The sequence below is a fragment of the Diplocloster modestus genome (genome assembly GCF_019042245.1).
GTDB classification, from domain to species: domain Bacteria; phylum Bacillota; class Clostridia; order Lachnospirales; family Lachnospiraceae; genus Diplocloster; species Diplocloster modestus.
Window position 1 is genome coordinate 230,137 of sequence record NZ_JAHQCX010000007.1, and the last position, 25,502, is coordinate 255,638.

Here is a 25,502-nt window from a genome sequence, read left to right on the forward strand (position 1 = left end):
TCTTTGTTGAATTTAAGATTTTGTAATCCATATTACCCCAACTTATTGCCCCTAAACTTATTGCACTTATCCTTTTACCGCACCGATCATCACTCCTTTCGCAAAATATTTCTGCAGAAATGGATATACACATAAGATCGGTATCATTGCCACTACGATAGCGGCATATTGCAGCATAACCGGTGATACCGCAGAAGCTGCCCCCTCCGCAAGGTTCCCCTGCGCCATCTGGCTCAGAGAGGTAGCTGACATGATCAATTCCCGGAGCACCAGCTGCAGCGGCCATTTTTGCTGAGATTTTATGTAGATTACACCATTCATATATCCGTTCCAATATCCAACGGCTACAAATAGCAGAATGGTAGCAATAATCGGCTTAGAGAGCGGTATCGCGATTCGGAACAGGATGGTCGGTTCATTGGCCCCGTCTATTTCCGCCGCCTCGAACAGACTCTGGGGCAGGCTCTGGAAAAAATTCCGCATAAGAATCACATTATAAGCGGTCAGACAGGCAGGCAGGATCAGTGCCCACAGGCTGTCATATAAACCAAGTTCTCTGATCAGCAGAAAGTTCGGAACCATCCCTCCGTTGAAAAACATGGTAAACAGCACAAATCCCATAATCACCTTGCGTCCGGCCAGCTCCTTTTTCGAGAGCGAATAAGCGGTCAGTATGGTAAGGCATATTCCAAAAAATGTTCCGACTACGGTGACAATGATTGTGGTCAGATACCCGCTGCCCAGCAGCGGATATTTCAATACCTGTCTGTAAGTTTCCAATGAAAAATCAGATGGAAGCACCATTCCCGGATTCTTCAGATATTCCCCGTAGGAGGAAAATGACACGGAAACCACATTAATAATCGGATAGAGCATAATCACATTAACTAACAGTATAATCAGTGTTATCACCAGGCGGCCGGCCCTGGTTTTCGTCACACGTTTTTTCTTTACCACAACGCACCCTCTCCTTCCCCGATTTTTTGCGCCACTTTATTTGTAGTCAGCACCAGAATAAGTCCTACGACCGACTGAAACAGTCCAACTGCGGTGGAAAAGCTCAGACGCCCCTCCATCAGACCCATTCGGTATGTATATGTTTCAAATACATCTGCGACGCTGTATACGGAAGGGCTGTACAGCATGAAGATCTGCTCGAACCCATTTTTAACCACCGACCCCATCTGTAAAATGAGCAGGACCATGATCGTCGGAGAGATCGTGGGTAATGTGATATGCCACATCTGCCTGAGCATCCCGGCTCCCTCAATACTGGCCGCTTCATACATCTGCGCATCGATACCCGAGATTGCCGCCATGTATACAATCGTTCCCCATCCGGCCGTCTTCCAGATGTCGCTGATGATCAGAACCGCCCGGAAATAGGTTTCACTCTGTAAAAAAGCGATGCGTTCCCCGCCCAGCATCTCGATCAGATTATTCACCGGACCGTTGGCAGGTGAGAGCAGATTCATAATCAAACCACCCAGGACCACCCAGGAGATAAAATAGGGCACGTACAACACTGTCTGGGAAAATTTCTTAAAGCGCTTCATCCTAAGTTCATTGAGCATCAGCGCCAGGATGATCGGCATTGGGAAACCACAGATCAGCCTTAAAAAGCTAAGCACCAATGAGTTTTTGAAAACGTTGTAAAAACTTTCCGTAGAAAACAGGTACCGGAAATTCTGCAGTCCAACCCACGGACTGTCCGCGAACCCCTTTATTGGACTGTAGTCCATAAAAGCGATCTTTACTCCGTACATGGGAAAGTAATTAAAAACTAAAAAGCAGAGGATCCCGGGAATTAAAAAAATGTACAGCCACAGGCTCTTCTTCATTTTTGACGGCCTGCTTCCGGCACGCTTTATCGTACTATTTTTAATGATGTTTTTGCGGATATCTTTGCTGATAACTTTACTGATATCCTTACCGATATCTTCTTCCATATGTGCACCGCCCCCGTTTCTTTTATTCTATTATAGCAGGCCGGGTCCGGCTCACAATCACATGATCTCGACCTGGCAGCATATGGATCTTGACCATTTTTTTATTCTGGTTACGTTATATTTGTTCTTTTTAGATGGAGGTAGTATGAAATCACCTTTTGGTATCATATTTTAAGCGGCATCTTCCTTATCGCCGCAGTGCGGTCCCCGCGGAGCGTTTTTTATTTCATAGGAGCACTTTCCTCGTGAAATAAAAACACGGACCGCTGCACTTTCTTTTATAAATCACAGAAAGTCCGAACGGTACGTGCCCATTTCAGCATTTCCCTTTCAAAATTTTACATGAAACTCCCCGGGCCTTTGACTGACGGCTGACAGGAACATAGGAGGGTTTATCCTGGTGTATCCGTCATTGGCTGTTATGCGGCGGAAATAATCAAATCGCTCCATTTTTCATGCACTTTTGAGGGTAGTGGATGTTTCCATGAAAAAAGTTGTCCTTCTGCTTTTCATCGGCAGATAAAGCAGAAAACGAATCATTTGATAATCCCGTCAACCGGCAGTCAAAGACCCGGGGAGTATATTATTTCTCCTGCGGTATCACAATCCTGGCCATGATTCCACCGCTTTTTTGTGCTTGATAAGAAACACCGTATTCCGACCCGAAGATCAGCCGGATCCTTTGGTTCACATTCTGTATCCCGATATGCTGCCCCATCAGGATCTCGACCTGCTGCAACCGTTCATTCATACGCGCGATCCACTCCCTGCTCTGTCCCGAACCATTATCACTGACCTGGAACACGATATTCTCCTCCTCGGAAAAGATCTCGATCCGGATCAGGCCCGGCTCATCGGATTGGTTGAACGCATGCCGGATGCAGTTCTCCAGGATCGGCTGCAGCGTAAACTTTACCGTATAGCAGGGCAGCAGCTCCTGCTCCAGCGTCCATACCACCTCGAACTCATCCCGGAACCTCATTTTTTCTATCTCCAGATAGGCTTTGCAATATTCCACTTCCTCCTCGATGGTCATCATATTGCTGTCCACTTCCATGATCTTTCTTAACATGGCCGACAGTTTCCCCACCACACTGGAAACGGCATTATCCGAGCGGGTCAGCCCGATTGCCAGAAAGTTAACCGTCTGCAGCGTGTTGAACAGGAAATGAGGATTAATCTGAGCCTGGAGCAGCGCCACCTGGGCCTCTTTCAGTGAGGTCATATATTGGGCGAGCTGTTCCTGCGACGCCTCTTTTTGGTGAAGGGATTCTAAAAAGGAGGCGGTGATATACCGCAATTCATTCAAGGGCCCATTCCTCCTGGCATTCTGATTATAAAATTTCGACGGATTGTCAATCATCTCCATGATCTCCCGAACCGGCCGGAACACGCGCACCGATATAATATAAGCCGCGAAACCGGTCAGCAGCAGTAAGCCGGCCAGGGCACTGCAGATCAGGTTGCGCAGCGTATGCTTCTGCTGCGTGTATTCTTCCAATCCGGCCACCATCACATAGCGCCAGTTGGTTACCCCTGAGACCGCCGAATCAATCATAACTTCCCCGTCCCCGGTGTCCTTAAGCAGCAGGCTTACGTCATCCGGATATCCGGTGGCCTTCTGAAAATCCCGGCCAAGATAATCCGGCTGATGGTGATACAGGATTCTGCCTTCATGATCCAGGATAAACAGGCTCCGCTTATTTCCCGGATCGTCTTTTTCCAGCTGCGGCCCCCAGATATCCGCCATATTGACCAATATCACCCCGTCCCGCCCGTCGTTTTTACTGATGGGAACGGAAAACACACTGGTGATACAGTTCTGCGTCCCACCGTTTCTATCCACGGCCACACGTCCATATACCCTGATATAACTGTCCCTGTTATCATCCTGCAGCCACTGGGTGTCATAAAATTTAGTTATATTAGAGGCGTAGTTCTCCGTGAGCACATAGTCATTCCGATAGGAATAGAGATAGATGGAATCCACGTAATCACCGGTTAGCATGGACAGACTGCGCATCATTTTATTAATATTCTGCACGGTGTCATAGTCAGGATATTCCCATTTCGGAGTTTTCACAAACTGCAGCGTGGTATCCTCACTTGCCAGATTATTTCCCATGGTGACGATATTGGACTGGATCGTATCCGTGACTGCCATGATCTGCCGCAGATCTCCCCGGACAGAATCACCGATCTTTTCCAGGTTTGTCTTCTGGAAATAGTGAAACATCACTCCCAGCAGCAGAGTCAGCGGAATAAACATAGTGATAAAAATCATACAGAAATTTTTAAACAGCAGGCTGTTGAATTTGTAATTCCTTATATACATCCAGATCGAATATTTTCTCATGGACCTTATCCTTTACGCTTCTTCCGCCTTTCGGTATTCCGACGGGGTACAGCCATAATATTTTTTGAACAGCTTATAAAAATACTGTACACTCTTATAGCCCAGACAATCGCTGATCTCATATACTTTGTACTGTCTGGAATCCAGCATCTCCGCCGCTTTGCGCATTTTCATACGGGATATGTAATCGCTGAACTTTTCTCCGGTCTGTTCTTTGAAATAGCGGGATAAATAATTCGGGCTCAAAAACACAGTGTCCGCTACCTGCTGAAGCGTAATAATTTTATCGATATTCTGCACAATGTACTGCTTTATGATTTCGACCGCCGAATTTTCCTGAACGCTGATCTGCCGCAGCGCTTTATAAAAAGCTGACAGATTCTCCCGGATCAGTTCATCAGGGTCGTATTTTCCCGCAGGCTTTAACTCCGGCACTTCAAAGGAGCAGCCCGCGTATTGTTTTAACAGAAGCTCCCGCATCTGTTCCAGAATACCCGCCGCGCATTCCCGTTTCTGGTACCGCGGATATTCTTCCGACATACTTCCAAAAATCGTACACACCAGCTGGCTGGCCTCCTCGAAACTGTCAGAGGAATTCAGAATCAGCAGATACTGGCTGGCATAAGACCTATACAGCTCCTTTGAAAGAGGTGACCTTTCCTGCTCCGCTCCCAGCATATCAATCATCTCGTAAATATCGATATTCAGCTGTCTGCCCCGCAGGTCTGCATGCACATTGCACAGATCATTGACGGCCTGGATGAACTCCCGCCGGTATGTGTAAAAAATCCCTTCCTCTATCTCGTTCACGGAACCCTGCACGATCAGATACCGCCCCGGCTTCTTCAGAACCGCAGGTATGAACCCGAAATTATACTTTTCCGATATCATGGAAGCGATGCCAATCAGCAGGTCTTCGTTCAGCTGCTGAGAATTGTTCTCCGGCAGCGGCGCCAGCTCAAACATATTACAATGTATGGAAACTAATTCGTCATAAAGGTCAAATTGTTTTAAGTACCCGTTGAGATCCACATTTTTCTGAAAGATTCCCATGACCGCGAATTCAAACAGCCGCTGCCGGGCCGCCCGCCGGTACGCGTTTAACTTCTGAAGGCCCGCCGTCCTGGCCGCGGATGTCTGCCTTTGTTTGTCCAGCTCCGCCTTAACCTTTGTAAAGGTTTCTTCAATCACTCCGATATCAATTGGCTTTAACAGATAGTGTCTTACATTATAGGCCATCGCCTGCCGGGCAAATTCGAACTCGTGATAACCACTGATCAGTACTACCTGGGTATCCGGTGCATGTTCATACGCGTATTGGGCCACATCCAGCCCTGAGACATTTTTCATACGGATGTCGGTCAGAACGACATCCACGTCTCCCTGGTCAAGCTGCGCGATCACTTCCGCGCCGTCACGGGCGATCAGTTTTAGCTGAAAACCCAGTTTCCCCCAGTTCAGGAATGAAGCCAGGCTCTCCCGGATAATCGGCTCGTCATCCGCAATGATAATGGAATAAAGTCCCATAGTACGCCCCCCATTTGATTTCACTGATTCATACTTTGTACTTTTTCACTCAGTTAAGCCAATTATAATATAATCTGCAGTCTTTTCGCAAATACCATTCTAACCGAACCGTTCCTATATCAGTTTTCCGGATATAACAGACTTGTGCCGCCGCTTTCTGCCTGCTGGAACTTAATATCCGATACTCTCAGGAACTCTCCATCCGCACTGGTGCTGTTCCGGGCCACTGTGACCCGCGCGGGCGCATCCGGGGAGAATGTAAAAGTGCCTGCATACACCCACCCGGCCGGTTCCTTCGTCCCATCAAAAACCACGGCGGGGGTAGCCGCGTCTGCGACATAAACCTCTGTATTCGGGTCCGAAGCAGCATGCTGCACCTTCCACACGTATACCTCATAAGTCCCATCCAGCGCAGCCTCAAATATCCCTTTTGCCCCGGTATCAGCCGAATAACGGGAAGTCGTGGCATACCCTGCCAGCCCGCTGGCATAGAAATTCCCCACCTCACTGTAACCTCTGTCAGCGATATTCACATACACCACATTTGCGGGATCCTCCTGGAGAATCACCGCCAGCGGGACCGTCTTCAGAAACTGGCCGTTCCGGTAAAAATGTAGCTTTGCCGAATAGATTCCTTCCGGTGTCTGTGCATCGCTCGTAAAGGGAATCGATACCGTTGTTGTGTCAACCACACGCAGTCCGGCAGCGTTCATACCGATCTGAGTATCCGCATCTACGGTAACTGTCAGCCCCTGGGTATCGGCGAATCCATTCATGGTAAAGGTACCCCCGCTGCCCCGGACTACTCTTATCACCGGGTGTACCGCGCGGATTCTTCCATTTCCGTAATCCAGCAGGCCGTCATAAGCCGCACTGAGGCCGGCCGCTCCGATAATCTGCTGCGCTCCTTCCGGCCAGTTAGCATCCGGCACTACGTTTGTTCCCGTATATACGACATTTTCCCCAAACAGCCTGGCGCTGCTTTCCGGTTCCGTAGTATAGTTTCCGTTCAGCGTAATATTGCGCTTCATCGAGGCAGCGGTGGATATTTCTCCAGCCCAGGAGAGTACATATTCAATGACATTCCCGCTGGTATCCCAGTTCGCGCTGTTGGCATCATGGTAAACTCCGTTGATATAATCCCCTGACGCGGCGCGGGCGCTGCCCACCAGGTAGTTGCCGATAATCGCATTATTCCCGTGGGACGGATTCGGCGTATAGATAAATCCGCCGTCCTTCAGACGCTCGCAGGCCCTCTCGATGCGGTTGGACTCTATCGTTATATTCCTCTGATAGACTACATCTTCATCCGGGCCCCAGCCCCAGCCGGCCGAGATCCCACTGTAGGACACATTGGAAATATCATTATGCCGGATCGACAGATCGGCAGCATAGAAGCCCATTATCCCGATCCCTCCATAGTATTCGTTGGCTATATCATGGAGATAATTATTCTCGACCGTAATATTGTGGGGGAACATTTTCTTATTAACCGGGGCACAGGCATCATCACCGATTTCAATCCCACTGCCCGCCACATGATCAAAAATACAGCCGGTCACGGAAACCATATAACCGCCCTGGCGGATCGTAAGCCCATTGCCTCCCAGATCCGTAAACCGGCAGTCTTCCACATGCACATCAATACCGCTTAACACTTCCACCGCGGCCGGGACACGGCCCATTTTCTGATTATACCGGTATTCCGGATCGTTTTTGTCGTTGTCCCCGGCAGGTGGTATCAGGGTAAGGGCCTGAATATCATTGAAGCTTTGGTGATTCGGCTGTGTATAGCCGGTACGGGTAAAATGAAGCCCTTTGAATGTGATACCCTGTACCGGATTATCCAGCGTCCCCTCCAGCCGGAATATTGTTGGCGCATAAGGCACTTGAACATCCATGGTATTCGGATTATCTTCTAGTTTCAGATAAACTTTACCGGCATCGCTGTCCAAAAACCACTCGCCGTCCTGATCGATAAACGCGTAGGCATTTTCCATCCAGTACACAGCCCCCCGGTAATCCCTTGTGCCCTGGGGTTCTGATTTCAGATTCTGTGCCGTCTCGCTGTCCAGGACAACGCGGGTGCAGCTGCCCTGTTCGGTAAGCCCGGTTATCTTGAGATATTTATGCATCCACATATTGGATACCGCGATCTCAGCGCCTGCCGGAACATCCTGCGGATCAAATAGACCTGCAGGAATGTCAAATCCGTTTCCAGCGGATGGACTTGCCAGATTATTGGTTTCTGTTCCGGACAAGGTATAGGTTTCTCCGGTATTTGGGGTGCGGGCACGCACCTTCTTTTCTCCATTTATGTACAGCTGCCTGAAATCCAGCCCCTGGGGTACGAAAGCTTCCCAGATACCGTCCGTATTCAGGCTCCAGCCTGTGACCGCTGTATCCATACGGAACTCCGGGGTGCCGTTATCCGCCTGATAGATAATCTGATATCCATTCGTACCGCCGTCCTGCGGTTCAAACACAACACCTTCCGTCAGCGCGTAGCTGCCTTCCGCTACATTCACAATGATATTTCCGCTCATATTTCCATTTAAAGTGCGGATATGATCCCGCGCGGCTTCCATAGTATCAAAGGGCGCTGCTGCGCTGCCGTCTCCTCCTGCTACAGCGTCAGCATTTACGTACAGCGTGTCCTGCACAGCCCCGGGGTTCCCGGGCACAGTCAAAGGACGATAGGGATTTTCGCCTTCCTCCGGTTCGTCCGGTCCCGGACCGTCCCCCTCCTCCGGCGTGCGGCCGGTCTCCTCGAACCGCACCGCGGTAGCCCGGGTCACTCCCCCCTGGGCCAGATCGATACGGACATATACCTCGTCCGCATTCATATCAAATACTCCGATCTCCTCCCACACACCGGACTGATTCTGGAAATCTACGGTCTTCGCGGATATGCCGTTCTTATGCCCAACCGTCACCCGCTGAGCAGCGCTGGTGTTGGCATCTCCTATTTTTAAGACGGATACCGCATAGACCGCTTTTTTCAGGCTCGTGGGCTGCCACTTCGCCCAGACCGCGTCATCGAGTCCATTGACAGCCGGAAAACGGTTGGCCTGAACCAGGCCGCTGTCCGCCCAGCGGCTGGGCGTCTGGGAGTCATGCTCACTATAGAAGTTCGCTGCCGCATCGGCACCATTATTAAGTATCGGATTAACCGCTCTATATTCCTGTACATCCGGCGGGGCCTGGGTTTCCTCAAAACGAATCTGGGTCGCACGAGTTACTCCCTGTGCCGCCATGTCGATCCGCACGTAAGGAGTGTCCATGTCAAAGTTGAAGATCCCCAGCTCTTCCCATACCCCATCCTGATTTTTAAAATCCGCCGACAGGACAGCCGTTCCGTCCCGGTGGCCGATCGTTATTGGAATAGCGTTGCTGGTCTGGGCGTCTCCTACCTTCAAAATCGATACAGAATAATACGTTTTCTTCAGATTCACAGGCTGCCACTTCGCCCAGACATCAGTATCAGCCGAGCCATCCACAGCCGCAAAACGGTTGGGGGTAACTAATGCGCTTGTGGTCCAGCGGCTGGGCGTCTGGGAGTCATTTTCCGTGTAATAATTGGCTGCTGCATCCGCCCCGTCATTCGCAGCCGGATCCACCGCGGAAAATATCTGGATATCCAGGGGGACCTGGGCCGCGCCCACCGCAACCGGGTTTACGTATGTCAGTCCGGCCAACATGAGAAAACACAACATGATACTAAGTACGCTCTTTGTTTTTTTCATATTTTCCTCCAGTGGTGCATTTGCTACACCATTCATTCAGATCAGGGTGATCCTCTTTTTATTCAACCTATCGCCGCTTATACGGACACGTCATAATCAATATACTAATTCCATGTTAGCAATTTTACAACACAACAAAAGTAACCAGTTTATAACACAAACTCTCCTTTTTAGAGGCCACTGACAGGAAAAGAAGTCTCAAACCTGGTACGTTTGAGACTATTGTAATACGATTTGATGATTTTATATTGGGATCTTTACCTTAATATAGATCAAGCGCGCTAGTTACAATTGATATAATTTTATTATAACTTAGTAATTACATTATATAAAGTCTTAGTATGCAGTCTTTTAAGTGCATTTAAGGGACATTTTTTATTAAATATACCGTCATATGCTAAAATATTTACCAACTCGAATCGAACTGATATGTGCAAGACTTTATCCAGGAACTTCTTCATCCAGGTTATAGGTAAAATATCTATAAAATCAGACTGCTGAAAAAGCGGTCTTTTTTAGAATACTCTGTTATTTACCGTATTCGGTATATATATCTAACAACTTTTCTCTTCTTAACTTCATGATACCTGTAATCGGCAAAATGCTTCATTTTGCTTCCCTTTTTATCGGCCGCGGACTGAGGTGTACCTCATGGTCGCACATATCATCGGTTGGTAAAATTTACCTAGTTGTCGAAATAAGGGAGGTTGTATGATGCGCCAATACAAATTGCTGCTTCAGGGCTTTCTTATGGACCGGATTCTGTTATACAGATCCGATAATCAATTCACCCAGGAACAAATGGCTGAATTGCTGCATATTTCTCCTCGTTCTTACTTTGATCTGGAACATGGGAAATATGGTTTATCCGCACTGACATTAATCTTTTTTCTTCTAATATTATCAAAGACCGATGTAATAAATCTTTTGGATGATTTTCAGCACCTTGTAGATCGTGCGGGAAAAGATGACGTTGCCTGACACCAAAGTCTGCGGCGCCTTTAGAAATGATAAATGAAAGAAGTACAAGTGTTATGGATTTAGGAGAAAAATTATCACATTACAGACATGCCAAGGGGCTTACCCAATGTGAAGCCGCTGAAATACTGCATGTATCACGCCAATGTCTGGGAAACTGGGAGGCCGGCCGCAGGGAACCATGTATTGCAGCATTTGCCCGTATATGCCGGTTATACGGAATTACGGCTGAACAATTGTTTCCGGATGATCTTGATCAGTATTAATAGAAATTCGAATCTGCATATTGGAAATCCCAGCCCCGGCATCGATCAGGCCGTACTGATCCTTTGGGGGGATCTCTGCGCTTACACATAAAAGCCGCCCATAGGGCGGTTTTTATGTCAAATTAGAGCACCGTTTTCCATGATGTCAGCTATTTTTCGCACACCTTTAAGAAACTGACCGGATATACCCCGTCGGATTATCGGACGATCATCACGGATCAATCGTAGCAATAAGCGAACTATACTGTAATTCCAGTGCCGTATGAAGCCATTCCATACAGGCGCGGTGCCACTGATCAAACGCATCCTCATATTGCCTCTCTAACGCTTCATATTCCGCTTCCTGCTGCCAGGGCATGTTCCTCCAAAATTCTTCCGAGCAGATCCAGGTGTCCCTCATCGTCCTCATTTGCCTATCCAGCCGGCCGCACACTTGTGAGGCGCCTTCCAGCTGCTCTTTGGCCAGCCGCATTTTCCAGTCCGCGTAGGCTTCCTCAGCCGGTATTTCTTTGAGTCTGTGGCGTTCCGCTTTCGGCACCGAACGCATGCCCGCGATCAGCGCCTGTTCCTCAGCCTTGATCTGCGCAGAGAGGGCAGGCCCATCAGATCTCTTCCTTCTGCGTTCCAGATAGTGCTCATAGCCGAAAGGATAGTACATCACCGACTGGTCTTCAAAGATCAGCACCGCATCCGCCACCTGCCGGACAAAATAACGGTCATGGGAGACAAAGAGGATCGTCCCGGTATAGGCACGGAATGCAGATTCCAAAGTCTCCTTCGCCTGTATGTCCATATGATTCGTAGGCTCGTCCATGATCAGGAAATTCGGACGGCTCTGCAGCAGTTGTGCCAGAACCAGCCGGGCCTTTTCCCCGCCGGACAGCGCGCACACCTGTTTTTGCGCCTCCCTGCCGCCAAACAGGTAGGCACCGAGAATGCTCCTGGCCTCCTTCTGTGTCAAAGCCGGGAAATAACTGCTGAAATGCTCAAAAACGGTTTGTGTGGATTCGATCGCCGCACTGTGCTGATCAAAATAGCCCATGGTGATATGACTGCCCAGAGAGTATTCCCCGTCAAGAGGAGGCAGACAGCCCGCCACGGTCTTCAGAAAAGTAGTCTTCCCTGCCCCGTTCGGTCCCAGAAGCGCGATCTTCTGTCCCCGGCGGATCCGCATGGTAATCTCCAGCAGCGGCCGGTCATAGCCGATTTTCAAATGTTCCGAGTCAAAAACCCATTTCCCGCCAGGCACCAGAGGATTGATCTCCCTGGTAAAAATATGGGCGTCATCTTCTGCCGGCTTTTCCACCCGCTCCATCCGCTCCATACTTTTCTTTTTGGACCTGGCAAAAGAAGCCTTATTCGGTTTATGCTTAAACCGCTCCACCAGCGCTTCCAGCCGGGCCAGTTCTTCCTGCTGCCGCTCATAAGCTTTGCGCTGGATCCGGATTCTTTTCAGCTTTTCCTGCCGGTAGTGGGTATAATTTCCTGGATACCGCGTCAATTTCCGGTCCGAAAGCTCATAGACCACGTCGGTCACCTGGTCCAGGAAGAACCGGTCATGGGATACCATCACCACAGCACCGGGATAGCTTTTCATATATTCTTCCAGCCACTCCGCAGCCTCCGTATCCAGATGATTCGTCGGCTCATCTAACAGCAGGATATCCGGCTTACGAAGCAGCAGCCTGATCAGCGCGATCTTCGTCTGCTCCCCCCCCGAAAACTGGTTCAGCCTCTTTTTCTTTTGTTCCTTATCAAATCCAAATCCGGTAAATAAGATATCATACTCCCGCTCGTATTCAAAACGCTCACGCTCAAACGTGTCCCGGCACGGGCAGGAATCCAGGAGTTCTTCCTCTACAGTCCGGTTGTCATTCTGATAATTATGCTGGGAAAGCATCCCTATGGTCAGCTGGCGGGAACAGCAGATCCCCGGTCCCTCACGCCTGTCATCCCGGTCCAGGGGCAGCTGTCCGGCGATCAGTCTGAGCAGCGTGGTCTTTCCGGCGCCATTCTTTCCCACCACGGCGATCTTCTCCGTGCCGTGGATCTCAAAATCAATGTTGGACAGAATTGGTTCTCCGCCCAGTGATATGGTTCCATTGGTTATCTGGTATAACATTGGTCTGCACTCTTTTCTTACTTGCCGTTATTTTCTGCTGTCAAAGTAATTTTCTCAAGTTTTACAGCTGTCCCTGTGGCAGCCACACCTACCATATTTCCTGAGAATGTTATATAATCAAAATCAATTCCAATGATTCCATCTGCTTCCACTTTACATGCACTTTTTTTAAGTTTTTCCTGCGCAGCTCCTTTTGCCATCTCTAACTTCTCTGCAAAAAGTTCGGATTTTTCTCCAAACAGATCAGATATCGATGCGCTGAATTCAGACAAAAATCCTGTACCCAAGACCACGGATCCGCTAATTACAGATATATATTTTGTAATTTTGTACCCTTCCAGATTATATCCTGTTGTCAGGATTAATTGACTCATACTTTGGTATATATTATCATATAAAGGAGAATTTTCTTTTGCTTCTAACCTCCACTTATTTTTTATTTCTTCTTTCTGAGCAGGACTTTTTGTCTGCCATTCGTCACTCGATATATTTTTACATATCATTTTGGTACCGCAAACATTACAATTTGGCGGGTTATTTGGTGATCTTTCCGCGCTGCCCACGAAACCACACTTCTCACAGAAAAAAAACAATCTTTCTTTTTCATTAAACAATCCCATATCTTAATCTCCTCACTACTATACATTTTCTATTTATATTATGACTGTTAAATTATCTCTACTAAATCACTTTAGAAATCTCAAAGCCTAAAGCCTTGATACTGATACATTTATTGTAGCATATCAAGATTAATTTTACACCACATAATATCCTGCAAATAAGAAACAGAAAATGCCTGTTCGATGTACTTATCTAAAGAAGCGTTTCTTAATTAGCCGCTCGCTGCCTACCCACAGGACAAAATAACAGTCCATTTCATTGGTAAGCTCTCTCACCTTACCGGTGCCGATGCCGCCATGCAGATCAAGAACATGAACGATTGGTTGAATGCTGTCCGGCTCCAAATCGTGCAGAAGCATACTCCCGATATCATAAAATTGTGATTAGATCACATCAAAACCCATATAATTTCGTGATAAGGGTTGTATTTTTTGCTGAATCAACATATAATAAAAATGTGATTAAAATGCCCCCAAACTCCAATAAAAATGTGAGGAGTGAACCTATGGAACGTTTTATTTTGAAAAAGCTGCTGGACTGGAAGAATTCTCCCTACCGCAAACCTCTGATCTTAAAAGGTGTGCGACAGGTAGGTAAGACCTGGATTCTGAAAGAGTTCGGCAAACGCTATTATGAAAATACTGCCTATTTTAACTTTGATGAAAATGAGGAATACAAGCAGTTCTTTGAGACCACCAAGGACGTGGACCGCATCCTGCAGAACTTGATGTTGGCCAGCGGTCAGAAGATTGTGCCTGAAAAGACTCTCACCATCTTCGACGAGGTCCAGGATTGCCCGAAGGTCATCAACTCCATGAAATATTTCTGCGAGAATGCTCCGCAGTATCATATTGCCTGCGCCGGTTCTCTGCTGGGCATTGCCTTGGCAAAACCATCTTCTTTCCCTGTGGGCAAAGTCAACTTCATGCAGATTGATCCCATGACCTTTTCAGAGTTCTTGATCGCTAATGGTGACGAAAATCTTGCTAAGTATTTGGAAAGCGCAGACACCATTGAGGCAATTCCAGGTGCTTTCTTCAATCCTCTGTATGAGAAATTGAAGATGTACTATGTTACCGGTGGTATGCCTGAATCTGTGTTGATGTGGACAGAGGCGCGGGATGTTTCTGCCATGCAGGAAGCTTTGTACGGCATTATCGGCGCTTATGAGCGTGACTTTGCTAAGCATCCTAACATCAGTGAGTTCCCGAAGATCTCCATGATCTGGAAATCTATTCCGTCTCAGCTGGCAAGAGAAAACAAGAAGTTCATCTACAAGGTTGTCAAAGAAGGCGCAAGAGCCCGTGAATACGAAGACGCCCTGCAATGGCTGGTAGATGCCCGTCTGGTGCATAAAATATACCGCAGCAGCGCTCCTGGCCTGCCGGTGGCAGCCTACGATGACCTGTCCGCATTTAAGATTTATCTGGTGGATGTGGGTCTGCTCCGCCGTATGGCACAGTTGGCTCCTACGGCGTTTGGCGAAGGCAATCGCTTGTTTACCGAATTCAAGGGCGCACTGACCGAAAATTTTGTGCTGCAGACCTTGATTACACAATTTGAAGTCGTACCTCGGTACTGGGCACAGAATAATCCTCCGTATGAGGTGGATTTTCTGATTCAACGGGAAAATGACATTTTCCCTATGGAAGTCAATTCCGAAGCCAACACCACCAGTAAGAGCCTTAAAAAGTTCAGGGAACTGTTCCCGGATAAGATCAAACTCCGTGTACGCTTCTCCCTGGATAATTTGAAGCTGGACGATGATGTGCTGAACATCCCTCTGTTTATGGCAGACCAGACTGATCGTCTGATTGGACTTGCAATGGAACTGCGTAAATAGGGTTACACAAATATCGGTAAAATAAATGAGGGGCGTTGCATAAGTAGATGAATCATCTACTGGAGCAATTGCCCCATTTTTGTACTCAAAAACAGAAAAACGGACTCCGAATATACTCAGCAGCTGTTCCATTTTATGCTGAACCAGAAACGGCTGCACGAGATCATGCATAGCCCCCATAATTCGTACCGGCACTCTCCGATAGACGCCTCTGTCCTCTCGTTTGTCAGCCAGCACCAAATAATTTACAAATTCAAACGCTTCCTTATGTCCGACTGCCTCTTTCCTTCTGCACATAGAGTCCGACTCTTCTATCTGAAATGCCCCATCTTTCCGAGACTTCTCTTACCGTCATGTACATAATCTGCACCTCACCTTCCAAAAAACAGGATATGTCATAACCGGAATAATATCTCAATAATATCGGAATAGTGTATTCGTCTGTATCGGAACAATACGAAAAGTACAGAAAACGAAATTCCAATTGATGAAAAATCACACTGCGAGATAAACATCCTTCTAATAATAGTAAAACCATTTCTAAGAGATACACACATCTAACCGAAAAATATACCCCGCAATGAAACTACGGGGTATAATCACTATTATTATTTCAATTCTACTGCCAACGCAGTCTTGGACAAATCAGCATAAAAATCATGATAAATAGTGCGGGAAATCGTGTGCATAACCGCTTCAGGAATTCCTGCCGCCCATTTCTCATACGTTATTCCGACAAGTAAAGATTCACCTTCTTCATCACCTCACCCGCGGCCGACTCCGGTGTGATCTCTCCTGTCAGACAGGGACCGGCCTGCTCCACTACCGCCTCAAAGATAACACTGTCCATCAGGGTAGGTGTCTTTAGCTTTTCGATAATTTGTTTCAATGTTTCTACCTGCTCCGGAGTAGGTTCCGTGACTTCCAGCGAGATTGCTTCTGAATTTTCGCCATCTATCATTATGGAGAAGCTGTTATAATCCGACGTGCTTAACTGTGCGGACGCGTCAAACGCTTTTTGATTCACTGGAAATCCGTCATTCGTCAGCAGCTCCTGAATTTCCCGTGACAGCAGCCGTTTTACTACTTCCCTGGCAGCATCCGCGTCATTGCATTTTGAGCTGACGCCGACAATGGATGCCGGTATAAATATGTCTTGGGCCTGACTTTGCTGTGCCTGCATATTAAGCTCCGGCATTTTATTTATGAGAGATGTTATAAGTCCATATCCTCCTGCCACATCTGCGATATATCCCAATTCCATCTTTGCCCCTCCTGTGAGGAAGCTCATGGGCGAGATTTCAGGGGTGCGGAACTTGATCTTGCTGGTGTCGCCGGTTACGAAATAATTCGTAGTACCAGTCCGGTCTTGTTCACTTAACGCGGCTGTCTGATCCTCAAACATCTGCTTTACCAATTGATAAAACTGCGTCAATACCTCTTCCTTTAGTGTACCATCCTCATTTAACCAGGCCGGGGAAGCGGCATCGTAAAAATATTTGAGAAACTGTTCCGGATCCGTCGTATTCCGATCCAGAACCGTCCCTTCCGGATTCTCTTCCCGGATTTTATGAAAAGCATCGGCGTATGCATTGAGATCCGTCAGCTGTCCGATGATATCCTTCGGCCCCTGCACAACCGGGATCAGGAATTTCGTGGGAACGGCACAGATCTTCCCGTCCTTCTCGTAGGTCCTGGCAATGTTATCAAACAAGGCACCCTGGGGATAATCAGAATCCAACAGGTCTTTCAGATCCATCAGCAGCCCTTTCTGCGCATAAGCTTCGATGGGCATTCCATCCAGGATCAGGATATCCGGGCCTTTGCCGGCCATAATCTCCGTATTCAGGGTGCGCAGCGCGTCCGATACGGTAATGGCGTCCTCTCCTGTCATGCCTGCCTGGTATTTGATCTGCATACCAGGATTTTCTTTCTGTATCTTAGCGATTGCCTGACGCAGCCCTTGATTGTCGTACAGACTGTATATCTTTACGATTTGATCCGGTACCGCCGGCGTGTCTGCGGAATAATAATAGCGCATCAGATGCGATCCATTCTCACCGCTGTATGCCGCCAGGAATTCATCATTGGCTATGGGAATCAGATTCAAAAACAGAAAAGTGGGATCTCCCATGGAAGTCAGGCTGCCTTCACTGATCTGTTCCATCATGGATCCTCCGAATATATGCCGGTACAGGCCTTGCCTGCCGGCCAGGAATACGCCTTCTCCTTCATCATCCGCGACCATCAGGTAGGGAGCCCCCTCCATGAAAAATTGGTTGCTCACCATATTTTGTTCTGTTTCCACCATTTTTTGCAGCTCTTCGTCCACAGGCAGGGTGGTTCCCGTTTCCAAAGAAAACATCTCCATACCCGAATGGGTGACTGCAATGAGCTTATCCCCGGCCAGGCTTATTCTCATGAGCGTATTCTGGGTCTCCCATGTCTGCACAACTGCTCCGGTTCCCACGTCCAGCTGATAGATGGTTCCGTTGACCCCCGCAGCCAGCAGCCTGTTGTCATTGCTGAACGTATATTGAATCAAAGGGTCTTTCGGATCGGTCTGCGGGGTAAAGGCAGATGCATTTCCTTCGGCGTCCACATATAAGTATTCATTGCCGGAAGAATTCATCGAGATCTGTTCTCCATCCGATTCTGTGGACGTCGACGCGATTGCGGTTGTACCTTCATTCTGCGCACCGCTGCTCATAAATTCCAGAACCATGCTTCGATCGGGACTAATAGCCGCCCGCCAAAGTATTTTCCCTGATACCTGTTCCTCCCACCAGGGAGTTTCCACCTGCTGCCAGGTTTTTCCCTGATCCTGTGATTCGAAGATTCCTTTCTCCTCGATGATCATACGGATATTCCCATCTGCCAGCTTCTCTATGGCTTTTATTTGGTTTGGCTTCTCTCCGGCCGCATCCTCCAGGGAGTATTCTTCTTCCACATATCTGCCCATCACCGGCCTCTTTCCATTATCTGCGGTCTTCTGTGTACCATGCCCGCCGTTTCCACAGCCTGAAGCTGTAATAAGTAATACGCATAGAATCGCACACAGGATTCTCTTTGATGCTTTCATAATTACCTCCGCTTTCTTCCGTTTGATACGGATTCATTTTCACTATTTTTACTTCTATGAAACCGTACCATACGTTTCTCTAAGGAATCTCTAAGGGGATATAATATCTATTGAATTCTGCTTTTTGGGACTTTTCATTCATCATAACACTTTCCGGCATAGTCCAACACCGACAAATCTTTCCTCTACGGGCATTGTATGTTATCTTATACTTAGCAACATCCCATTAATACATGCCCTACGGGCAGGTTCGCAGCATTCGCTGCTCAACAATGTATACTTAGCAGCATCCCATTAATACATGCCCTACGGGCAGGTTCGCAGCATTCGCTGCTCAACAATGTATATTTTAGAGAAACTTTAAAGACAATTATGTTATCTTTCTTATATAGTAAACATACATTCGTAAAATCGAGGAAATGAAAATGAGAATACTGATTGTAGAAGATGATAAGAAACTTTGCGGCTCTCTTTGCTTCCAGCTGGAAAAAGAGGGGTTTGCCGTGGACATCTGCCATGACGGGGCCGACGGACTGTGGCTGGCCGGACAGCAGGCCCATGATTTAATCTTATTGGACCGAATGCTGCCCACGATGAGCGGTACCGAGATTCTGACGGATCTGCGCAAAGAACAAATCAGCACGCCGGTCATCATGATTACCGCCCTTGGGGAAGTGCAGGACCGGGTTCACGGCCTGGACGCAGGCGCAGATGACTATATCGTCAAGCCCTTCGCGTTCGAGGAGCTGATGGCCAGGATCCGCAGTATCTTCAGGCGTCCCAGACGCTGGGAGGAGACGGAAGCCCTTCAATGCGGAGACCTGACTTTTTCCCCGGAAGCGAAGACCCTGACCGGGCCGCTTAAGTCCTGTTCCCTTTCCCGTCGGGAGTCCGACCTGCTGGAACTGCTGATGAAAAACGCCGGCCAGACCCTGCCCAGACAGCTGCTCATCGCCCGGGTATGGGGGCCGGAAACGGAGATCGAAGATGGTAATCTGGATAACTACATCCATTTTCTTAGGCGGCGGCTCCAAAAAGTGGGAAGCAGCCAGCAGCTAAAAACGATCCGTGGAATCGGTTATCAATTGGAGAAAACAAATGTTTCGTAAACTTCAGACCCGACTGTCCTTCTTTTGTATCGCTGTCACCGCATCGATTCTGGCCGCCATGTCTCTGGGGGCTTTATTGATCTCGGAAAGCGGTATGAGAAAAAATGAATCCGTCACATTCCAAAACCATGTCAGTACCCTGCTCTCCTACCTGCGGGATCAATCGACGATCTCCCACACCTGGGCCGCTACTGCTGAACAGACCAATGACATCTGGCTCTACATTGAGGAAAACGGCGTTCCTCTCTTTTTCAATACTTCCAATGCGTACCGGCAGCGGCTGGATTTATATCGGGAACTTTTAGAGACCGCTTCCGATGATTACCAGTTTGATTTCTCACAGATGTATGAAATCTCCAGAACCGTTACCCAGGTAGATTTTACTTATCGGGCTGATGACCGGCAGGAATATTATGTGGCATTAGGCATGATTCCCAAGGAAAACAGCTATATTGGGGTGCTGATGGTACATCCCTTAAGTACTCTGAAACGCTCGGTCATAACCCAGCGCTTCCTGTTTCTGCTGCTGGATATCATAGCGCTTCTATTCCTCTCCGTGTTCGCCTTCGTTTTTACAAAACGCGCGATCCGCCCTGTAGAGGAAAGCCAGCGCAAGCAAAGGGAATTCGTGGCCGCCGCTTCCCATGAACTTCGGTCTCCGTTAGCTGTTATTCTATCCGGTCTCTCCGCAATGAAAAAGGCGGATCCCCGGGAAGCGGCGCAGTTCGCTTTATCGATCGAAACGGAAGGGCTGCGCATGTCCCGTCTGGTGGATGACCTTTTAGCTCTGGCCAATGCGGACTCTGGAAACTGGTCCGCACAAATGGAGGATGTGGAGCTGGATACTCTGCTGTTGGATCTGTATGAGAGATACGAACCTTTAGCCAGACATCAGGATATTGCTTTTTTGATCCTGCTTCCGGAGACGGGTTCTTTTAACTGCGTCTGCGACAGGCAGAGGATCGAACAGCTCCTGTCCATCTTAATCGATAATGCCCTTTCCTATGTGGTCTGTGATCATGCCCTGCCCCGCATCGAACTCTCGCTTAAGCAATCCGCAGACCACCGTCTTCTGATCCGCGTGGCGGATAATGGCCCGGGGATCCCGGATGATAAAAAAACCAGCGTCTTTGAGCGGTTTTACCGCGCAGATTCTGCCCATGAGGACAGGGAACACTTTGGCCTGGGACTTTGTATCGCGGCGGAAATTGCCAGGATTCATAAAGGGAGCTTAAGTGTCCTGGACACTCCCGGCGGCGGCGCCACTTTCGTTCTCGAGCTTCGGACATGATTCTGGTGACGTTATTTTTCTGATAAACAGCCCCCTGGTATAGACGGCTGCGAAACACAGGGGCGGCAAAAGCCAGATCATTCTTCTGTCCGGCTGCTGCAGCGTTGCCCCATTCCCCATCCTGATCATGACGATAAACTCCAGAATAACGGTTGTCAGCAGCCACAGGTAAAAACTCCTGACCGTTTCCGGCCTGCATACTTTCTGCCAGAGCAGATAGAAAAATCCGGTCAGCAGGCTGCCTCCCACAACTGCCGCGGTACAGTCGGCATAGACTGCCTGGATTCCTGTTTTCTGAACGTATAAGAAGCTTTTTAAGCTCTCCATACTTCTCCGGTACCACTCTCCCCAGAATTCAAAGTCAGACCAGCGGGTTGGAATCATGGATTCCGGAATCTTCAGGTTTATCCCTGATACTTTACAGAATATCAGGGAAATAAAAAGGATCAGGCCCAGGCAGAATACCGCCGCATACGGCTGCTTCCGGCAGCGGATCAACTCAACCATCCACGGCAGGATCATACTCCCTCCGATCAGAACCAGCAGCAGGCTGGCGGCAAGACCGGCCAGATCCACATACTTTTGCATAGGGACCATCTCTTCCTCCAAGCCCAGACGCATGGCGAACCCAGAGGCTTTCTCATCGGCCTGTTCTTCACCGACGGCTGCGCTGATCTGATCTGCTGTTATATCCTTATCTGCCTGCAGGACCGCCAGTTTCTTTCCCTCCGCCATTCCCTCTCCTTCGGCCAGAATCCCTTGTACTGTGTATTCTAACTCATCTGTCTTTATTTTCTCCCCATTGACCTGAGTGCTTCCGAATAATTCCATAGCCAGATCTTCCGTCAGCAGGCAGCCATTTTTCCCTTCCGCCGTGAGAATGTCCGTACCAGCTATCAGAAGGTTGGAATCCCCGTTTATATACACCAGATCCGCTGTTATCTCCCGGTTTAGTTCAGGATAGACCAGATTCCCTTTCCGCTGGCTCCAGGCGGTAAAAGGTACCGGCGTTTCCCTCTTATTCTCAGCTTCTCTCAGGTTGTCGATCTCCTGCTGCGTCAGAGGCTTTTCTCTCAGATCAAATACGACAGTCAGCGGCAGTGTTTTCAGACGGCTGACCGTACCAAGCGTATGCGCCAGGCAGACCAGGACGGCTGTCAGCAGAAGGCCGGCCATGATCTGCCGGCCAACAGCTCTCATGATTTCCTCCATTCGTGGGTTTTCCTGCACATATAAGTTAGGGTAAACATTTGTTCAACCTTCTTCCTTTCGCACCCGGTCACCGGTATCCACAGGCTTGCTGGAGCGGACAAGCACCTCGTTACTTTCCAGGAATGCACCCTCGACCGCCGCGTATTTATCATTCTTATCCAATACATCCACATCCACCCGTTCCACCACCATGATATTCCCCAATACAGATTCTTTTTCCGCGGGCATGTAGAGAAAGTACTTACCATTCTCAACTTTCAATGCCCCGATCGGAACCACCGCCGGATATTTTTTCGTCGTCTGTGTTCCCTTTAACTCAGCTGTTGACGGTAATTTTTCCTTTTGCGGTGGTACATCCAGGGAAATAAGACATCGGTCCGGATCCTCTTCGGATGCCTCGATCGATTCGATACCAAGTCCGCTTACCGGGTCATTGTGATCTCCGAAATCGAGAGTAACTTCATCTCCCACTGCCAGGTATCTGATCTCATCCTTAGCTGCCGTCGCTTCGAACCGATAGCCGTTGGAAGTATCTGTCAGAAGCGCTGCCATGGTAGAAGAGGTAATCTGTCCTGTGGCTGCCTCCAGCTTTTTCACCACGCTATCCATGGTGGCCCGTACCGCTCCGCCGTCCGCTTTTAGCTGTTCTAACTTCTGAATTCTGCGCTCGATCTCTTTTTGATCCAGATCAGCGATCGAGTTGCTGTGGTTGGAGGGCGGCGGGACTGATGCGTCCTCCACCTGACGTCCGGCATTTCTCATATTCTCTTCTTTTTCTGCCACAGCCGCATCATAGGCCTGTTTTCTTGCGGCTGTCTCTTGTTCTAACGCGCTTATCTCTTCTTGTTTCTGCTCCTGTGTATAGCCCTGGCCAGTTTCCCCGTCAGGCTTAGGCGTTACCGGCCTGTCACGGACGATTCCCAGCCTGGCCTGCGCGTCCGCCCATTCTGCCTCCGCCTCCTGAATTTTCCGGTCGGATTCATCCACGGTGCGGTCATAATCTTCTCTGGCCCTCGCCTCTGCCTTTTGCTTTTCTTTCGCTTCCAGAGCATTGGCGCTGTTCGTATCTTTCTGCTGGTACTCAGACTTTTTCAGTTCGTCCCTGGCCCTCTCCAACTGTTCCTCCAGTTCTTCCAGATCCACTTGGAATAAGACATCCCCTTCCTTTACCATATCTCCCTCCTTTACCTGTACACTGCTCACCCTCTGGTCGGGCAGGGTAAATACCGCCTTCTCATATTTCGGCGTCAGAGTCCCGTTCAGGCTGGTGTTATGGTTCAGTGACATGGGCCGGATGGCTTCCGTCTTAATCCTCGCCAGTGTCAAGGCATCCGCAGCTCCGGATAACAGTGTGCACAGGACCATCAGTATCAAAAAGGCTGCCAGATACCGCATAGCCTTTTTCTGTATTGAGTTTTCTCCGTTATGCCTCCATTTGATATGCCATAGAGATTGGTTCTTCATCTGCGTTAACTCCTTTTCTATTGCAGTGGATTCCGCGATTCCACCTTGCAATCTTTTACCGCGGGCCCCGCGATTCCTCCTGGCTTTCTTTTACCGCGGGCACCCCCGATTCCCTGTCCTTTTATTCTTTTACCGCGGACGCCGCGATCCCCTGTTCCAGATATTCCCCGCCGGCGAAAAATACCAGAAGGGAAGGAATCAGGGTAATAACCGAGGCCGCAAATGCCATGCCCGCCTCCTCCAGACCGATATTGGGCAGATATAACGACAGCGGCCACTGGCTCTTGTCTTTCAAAAACACTAAGGGCTGTTCGATCAGATTCCAGTATTCCAAAAATCCCAGTACCATCGCCGAGACAATTCCCGAGGACCCCAGCGGGACACCGATCTTCCGGAATATGACCCACTGCCCGGCGCCGTCCACCCTGGCCGATTCCAGTATCGCTTCCGGTATATTCTCGAAAAACCGATACATCAGAAATACCGGAAACGTGGAAAATACAGCGGGCAGGATAATCGCGGCATGGGTATCCAGCAAATGCAGCCGGTCCAGCGTAAGATAATTAGACAACATGGTAACCTGAAACGGCATCAGCATCAGGATCACATAGAGCTGAAATAAGATCCGTTTACCCGGAATGCGCAGCCTGGCGAATCCCCAGGCTGCCGGCACTCCTGCCGCTAACTGGCCGGCTAAAATAAACACCGTTAATTTCACCGAGTTCCAGAACATCACAAAAAATTCAGGTGAGTCCAGCAGCAATTCCACATAGGACCGCAGTGTGGGATACATGGGCAGCAGCCCAAAGGACGCGAATCCACTTTTGTTCTGCATAACCGGCGCCAGATAACCGGCCACCTCCTGATTTCCCATCAAAGAACCATCGATCAGAAAATACATCGGTATACAGATCACCGCTGCCAAAAGGCATAACAGAAGCCATAACAACACTTTTTTCATCTGCACTGTTCCTCCTGGTCCCAGAATTTTTCCAACAGCCGGATCCCCAGGAAAATGATCATGCTGACCACGATCGCAGCAGCCGATAATTTATCCAGTGATAATTCCCGGAACCAGTTATTAAACAGATGCTGAAGCAGATACATACTCTCATCGGGATAATCACCCGCCACCAGATAGGCCTCCCGGAACACTTTGAAGGAGTTTAAAAAGGCCAGCACACTGATCGTACACAGAACCGACCGCAGATTCGGCAGCGTGATACAGCGGAATTTCTTCCACCATCCGGCCCCGTCCACAGCAGCCGCCTCATACAGCGATCTGGGTATGGAAGTCAGTCCCGCGGTCCAGAGCACGATATTGTATCCCAGGTTCTTCCAGATATAACTGCCCACCAGGATTACAAAAGCCGTGCTTTCCTTCATCCAGTCGGTCCCAGGTATCCCAAACTGTGCCAGAATTCCATTCAGCAAACCCTGTTTGTCAAATACCACCCGCCAGAACAGTACGATAGAAGCCACCGGGATCGCCATGGGTATCAGGTAGGCGTGTTTCAGCCTGCTTTTATTTCCAAAACTCTCCGTCAGAATCACCGCTATGATCAGGGACAGCAGCAATAACAGCGGGATGCATACCAGCACGAATTTGAAGGTATTCGCGGAAGCCAGCTGAAATGCGGAGGTCTGAAATATGGTCCTGTAGTTTTGAAGCCCTACAAAATTTTCACCGATTACATCCGTAAAAGACCTGCGGATTACATCCAGGAAAGGGACGATCAAAAATGTGCTCACTCCCAGGAGGCTGGGCAGCAGAAATAGCGCGCCGTCATATCGTTTTCTATGTCTCATCTTTTTGTTCAACCTTCGAACCTCCCATCTGAAACATAGGATAACAGGGTTATCTCTAACTTTTCTCTAAATAACGGCGGCCTGCATTATATTGATAATGAACCTGCAGCAAAAACAGGAATGAGAG

General features: G+C 48.7%; 18 protein-coding genes and 1 pseudogene. 6 read left to right on the plus strand and 13 right to left on the minus strand.

Annotation, left to right across the window (positions count from 1 at the left end):
* Positions 1 to 66: 66 nt before the first annotated feature.
* From KTH90_RS12495 to KTH90_RS12515, 5 genes are all read right to left on the minus strand, one after another.
* Positions 67 to 957, minus strand: a complete 891-nt coding sequence (locus KTH90_RS12495; RefSeq protein ID WP_238726896.1) for a carbohydrate ABC transporter permease — start codon at positions 955 to 957, stop codon at positions 67 to 69.
* A complete protein-coding gene (locus KTH90_RS12500; protein ID WP_238726897.1) occupies positions 951 to 1,949 on the minus strand; it encodes an ABC transporter permease in 999 nt (332 codons plus the stop codon). The genes KTH90_RS12495 and KTH90_RS12500 overlap by 7 nt, the downstream gene beginning before the upstream one ends.
* Before the next feature lie 583 nt (positions 1,950 to 2,532).
* Entirely contained in the window at positions 2,533 to 4,305 is a 1,773-nt protein-coding gene (locus tag KTH90_RS12505) for a cache domain-containing sensor histidine kinase (RefSeq protein ID WP_238726898.1), read from the minus strand.
* Positions 4,306 to 4,317: 12 nt separating this feature from the next.
* The gene (locus KTH90_RS12510) at positions 4,318 to 5,832 is read right to left on the minus strand and encodes a response regulator transcription factor (protein ID WP_238726899.1); all 1,515 of its coding nucleotides are present in this window, start codon (positions 5,830 to 5,832) and stop codon (positions 4,318 to 4,320) included.
* 119 nt (positions 5,833 to 5,951) lie between these two features.
* Positions 5,952 to 9,578: a right-handed parallel beta-helix repeat-containing protein gene (locus KTH90_RS12515; RefSeq protein ID WP_238726900.1), complete on the minus strand. Its 3,627-nt coding sequence runs from the start codon at positions 9,576 to 9,578 to the stop codon at positions 5,952 to 5,954.
* A gap of 711 nt (positions 9,579 to 10,289) precedes the next feature.
* On the opposite strand from KTH90_RS12515, the gene KTH90_RS12520 reads away from it, so the two are divergent.
* The 3 genes and pseudogenes from KTH90_RS12520 to KTH90_RS25460 form a co-directional block, all read left to right on the plus strand.
* Positions 10,290 to 10,559, plus strand: a complete 270-nt coding sequence (locus KTH90_RS12520) for a helix-turn-helix domain-containing protein (RefSeq protein WP_158352931.1) — start codon at positions 10,290 to 10,292, stop codon at positions 10,557 to 10,559.
* A gap of 53 nt (positions 10,560 to 10,612) precedes the next feature.
* The gene (locus tag KTH90_RS25455; protein WP_158352932.1) at positions 10,613 to 10,822 is read left to right on the plus strand and encodes a helix-turn-helix transcriptional regulator; all 210 of its coding nucleotides are present in this window, start codon (positions 10,613 to 10,615) and stop codon (positions 10,820 to 10,822) included.
* Positions 10,823 to 10,963: 141 nt separating this feature from the next.
* Positions 10,964 to 11,050: pseudogene (locus KTH90_RS25460) on the plus strand (AraC family transcriptional regulator); the annotation flags it as partial.
* On the opposite strand, the gene KTH90_RS12525 reads toward KTH90_RS25460, so the two are convergent.
* From KTH90_RS12525 to KTH90_RS12535, 3 genes are all read right to left on the minus strand, one after another.
* Positions 11,034 to 12,944: an ABC-F family ATP-binding cassette domain-containing protein gene (locus KTH90_RS12525; RefSeq protein ID WP_158352933.1), complete on the minus strand. Its 1,911-nt coding sequence runs from the start codon at positions 12,942 to 12,944 to the stop codon at positions 11,034 to 11,036. The pseudogene KTH90_RS25460 and the gene KTH90_RS12525 sit on opposite strands and share 17 nt — an antisense overlap.
* A 17-nt stretch (positions 12,945 to 12,961) precedes the next feature.
* Positions 12,962 to 13,564 (minus strand): YbjQ family protein, encoded by a 603-nt coding sequence (locus KTH90_RS12530; RefSeq protein ID WP_158352934.1) that lies wholly within the window; start codon positions 13,562 to 13,564, stop codon positions 12,962 to 12,964.
* A 189-nt stretch (positions 13,565 to 13,753) separates the two neighbouring features.
* Entirely contained in the window at positions 13,754 to 13,924 is a 171-nt protein-coding gene (locus KTH90_RS12535) for a MerR family transcriptional regulator (protein ID WP_238726901.1), read from the minus strand.
* Between the two features lie 146 nt (positions 13,925 to 14,070).
* Here KTH90_RS12535 and KTH90_RS12540 point away from each other — a divergent pair, with 146 nt between their 5' ends.
* Positions 14,071 to 15,408: an ATP-binding protein gene (locus KTH90_RS12540; RefSeq protein ID WP_158352935.1), complete on the plus strand. Its 1,338-nt coding sequence runs from the start codon at positions 14,071 to 14,073 to the stop codon at positions 15,406 to 15,408.
* Between the two features lie 727 nt (positions 15,409 to 16,135).
* On the opposite strand, the gene KTH90_RS12550 is transcribed toward KTH90_RS12540, so the two are convergent.
* Complete coding sequence (locus KTH90_RS12550) at positions 16,136 to 18,490, minus strand: extracellular solute-binding protein (RefSeq protein WP_238726902.1); 2,355 nt, start codon at positions 18,488 to 18,490, stop codon at positions 16,136 to 16,138.
* A gap of 425 nt (positions 18,491 to 18,915) precedes the next feature.
* Between KTH90_RS12550 and KTH90_RS12555 the strand changes: the two genes are divergently transcribed.
* Together KTH90_RS12555 and KTH90_RS12560 are read left to right on the plus strand one after the other, a co-directional pair.
* Positions 18,916 to 19,599 carry a response regulator transcription factor gene (locus tag KTH90_RS12555; protein WP_158352938.1) on the plus strand — a complete coding sequence of 228 codons (684 nt, stop codon included), beginning with the start codon at positions 18,916 to 18,918 and terminating at the stop codon, positions 19,597 to 19,599.
* Positions 19,589 to 20,890, plus strand: a complete 1,302-nt coding sequence (locus KTH90_RS12560) for a sensor histidine kinase (protein WP_158352939.1) — start codon at positions 19,589 to 19,591, stop codon at positions 20,888 to 20,890. The genes KTH90_RS12555 and KTH90_RS12560 overlap by 11 nt, the downstream gene beginning before the upstream one ends.
* On the opposite strand, the gene KTH90_RS12565 is transcribed toward KTH90_RS12560, so the two are convergent.
* From KTH90_RS12565 to KTH90_RS12580, 4 genes are all read right to left on the minus strand, one after another.
* Positions 20,831 to 22,090 carry an ABC transporter permease gene (locus KTH90_RS12565; protein WP_158352940.1) on the minus strand — a complete coding sequence of 420 codons (1,260 nt, stop codon included), beginning with the start codon at positions 22,088 to 22,090 and terminating at the stop codon, positions 20,831 to 20,833. The two genes, KTH90_RS12560 and KTH90_RS12565, sit on opposite strands and share 60 nt — an antisense overlap.
* A 54-nt stretch (positions 22,091 to 22,144) precedes the next feature.
* Positions 22,145 to 23,566 carry an HlyD family secretion protein gene (locus KTH90_RS12570; RefSeq protein ID WP_158352941.1) on the minus strand — a complete coding sequence of 474 codons (1,422 nt, stop codon included), beginning with the start codon at positions 23,564 to 23,566 and terminating at the stop codon, positions 22,145 to 22,147.
* Positions 23,567 to 23,687: 121 nt separating this feature from the next.
* Entirely contained in the window at positions 23,688 to 24,527 is an 840-nt protein-coding gene (locus KTH90_RS12575) for a carbohydrate ABC transporter permease (RefSeq protein WP_158352942.1), read from the minus strand.
* The gene (locus tag KTH90_RS12580; protein ID WP_330655989.1) at positions 24,524 to 25,387 is read right to left on the minus strand and encodes a carbohydrate ABC transporter permease; all 864 of its coding nucleotides are present in this window, start codon (positions 25,385 to 25,387) and stop codon (positions 24,524 to 24,526) included. Before KTH90_RS12580 ends, KTH90_RS12575 begins: the two co-directional genes overlap by 4 nt.
* Positions 25,388 to 25,502: the final 115 nt, after the last annotated feature.

Bases quoted from the DNA above. Each gene is read 5' to 3' on its own strand.
- KTH90_RS12500 (WP_238726897.1), bottom strand. From the start codon at position 1,949: ATGGAAGAAGATATCGGTAAGGATATCAGTAAAGTTATCAGCAAAGAT.
- KTH90_RS12505 (WP_238726898.1), bottom strand. From the start codon at position 4,305: ATGAGAAAATATTCGATCTGGATGTATATAAGGAATTACAAATTCAAC.
- KTH90_RS12510 (WP_238726899.1), bottom strand. From the start codon at position 5,832: ATGGGACTTTATTCCATTATCATTGCGGATGACGAGCCGATTATCCGG.
- KTH90_RS12515 (WP_238726900.1), bottom strand. From the start codon at position 9,578: ATGAAAAAAACAAAGAGCGTACTTAGTATCATGTTGTGTTTTCTCATG.
- KTH90_RS12520 (WP_158352931.1), top strand. From the start codon at position 10,290: ATGATGCGCCAATACAAATTGCTGCTTCAGGGCTTTCTTATGGACCGG.
- KTH90_RS25455 (WP_158352932.1), top strand. From the start codon at position 10,613: ATGGATTTAGGAGAAAAATTATCACATTACAGACATGCCAAGGGGCTT.
- KTH90_RS12525 (WP_158352933.1), bottom strand. From the start codon at position 12,944: ATGTTATACCAGATAACCAATGGAACCATATCACTGGGCGGAGAACCA.
- KTH90_RS12530 (WP_158352934.1), bottom strand. From the start codon at position 13,564: ATGGGATTGTTTAATGAAAAAGAAAGATTGTTTTTTTTCTGTGAGAAG.
- KTH90_RS12535 (WP_238726901.1), bottom strand. From the start codon at position 13,924: ATGCTTCTGCACGATTTGGAGCCGGACAGCATTCAACCAATCGTTCAT.
- KTH90_RS12540 (WP_158352935.1), top strand. From the start codon at position 14,071: ATGGAACGTTTTATTTTGAAAAAGCTGCTGGACTGGAAGAATTCTCCC.
- KTH90_RS12550 (WP_238726902.1), bottom strand. From the start codon at position 18,490: ATGAAAGCATCAAAGAGAATCCTGTGTGCGATTCTATGCGTATTACTT.
- KTH90_RS12555 (WP_158352938.1), top strand. From the start codon at position 18,916: ATGAGAATACTGATTGTAGAAGATGATAAGAAACTTTGCGGCTCTCTT.
- KTH90_RS12560 (WP_158352939.1), top strand. From the start codon at position 19,589: ATGTTTCGTAAACTTCAGACCCGACTGTCCTTCTTTTGTATCGCTGTC.
- KTH90_RS12565 (WP_158352940.1), bottom strand. From the start codon at position 22,090: ATGAGAGCTGTTGGCCGGCAGATCATGGCCGGCCTTCTGCTGACAGCC.
- KTH90_RS12570 (WP_158352941.1), bottom strand. From the start codon at position 23,566: ATGAAGAACCAATCTCTATGGCATATCAAATGGAGGCATAACGGAGAA.
- KTH90_RS12575 (WP_158352942.1), bottom strand. From the start codon at position 24,527: ATGAAAAAAGTGTTGTTATGGCTTCTGTTATGCCTTTTGGCAGCGGTG.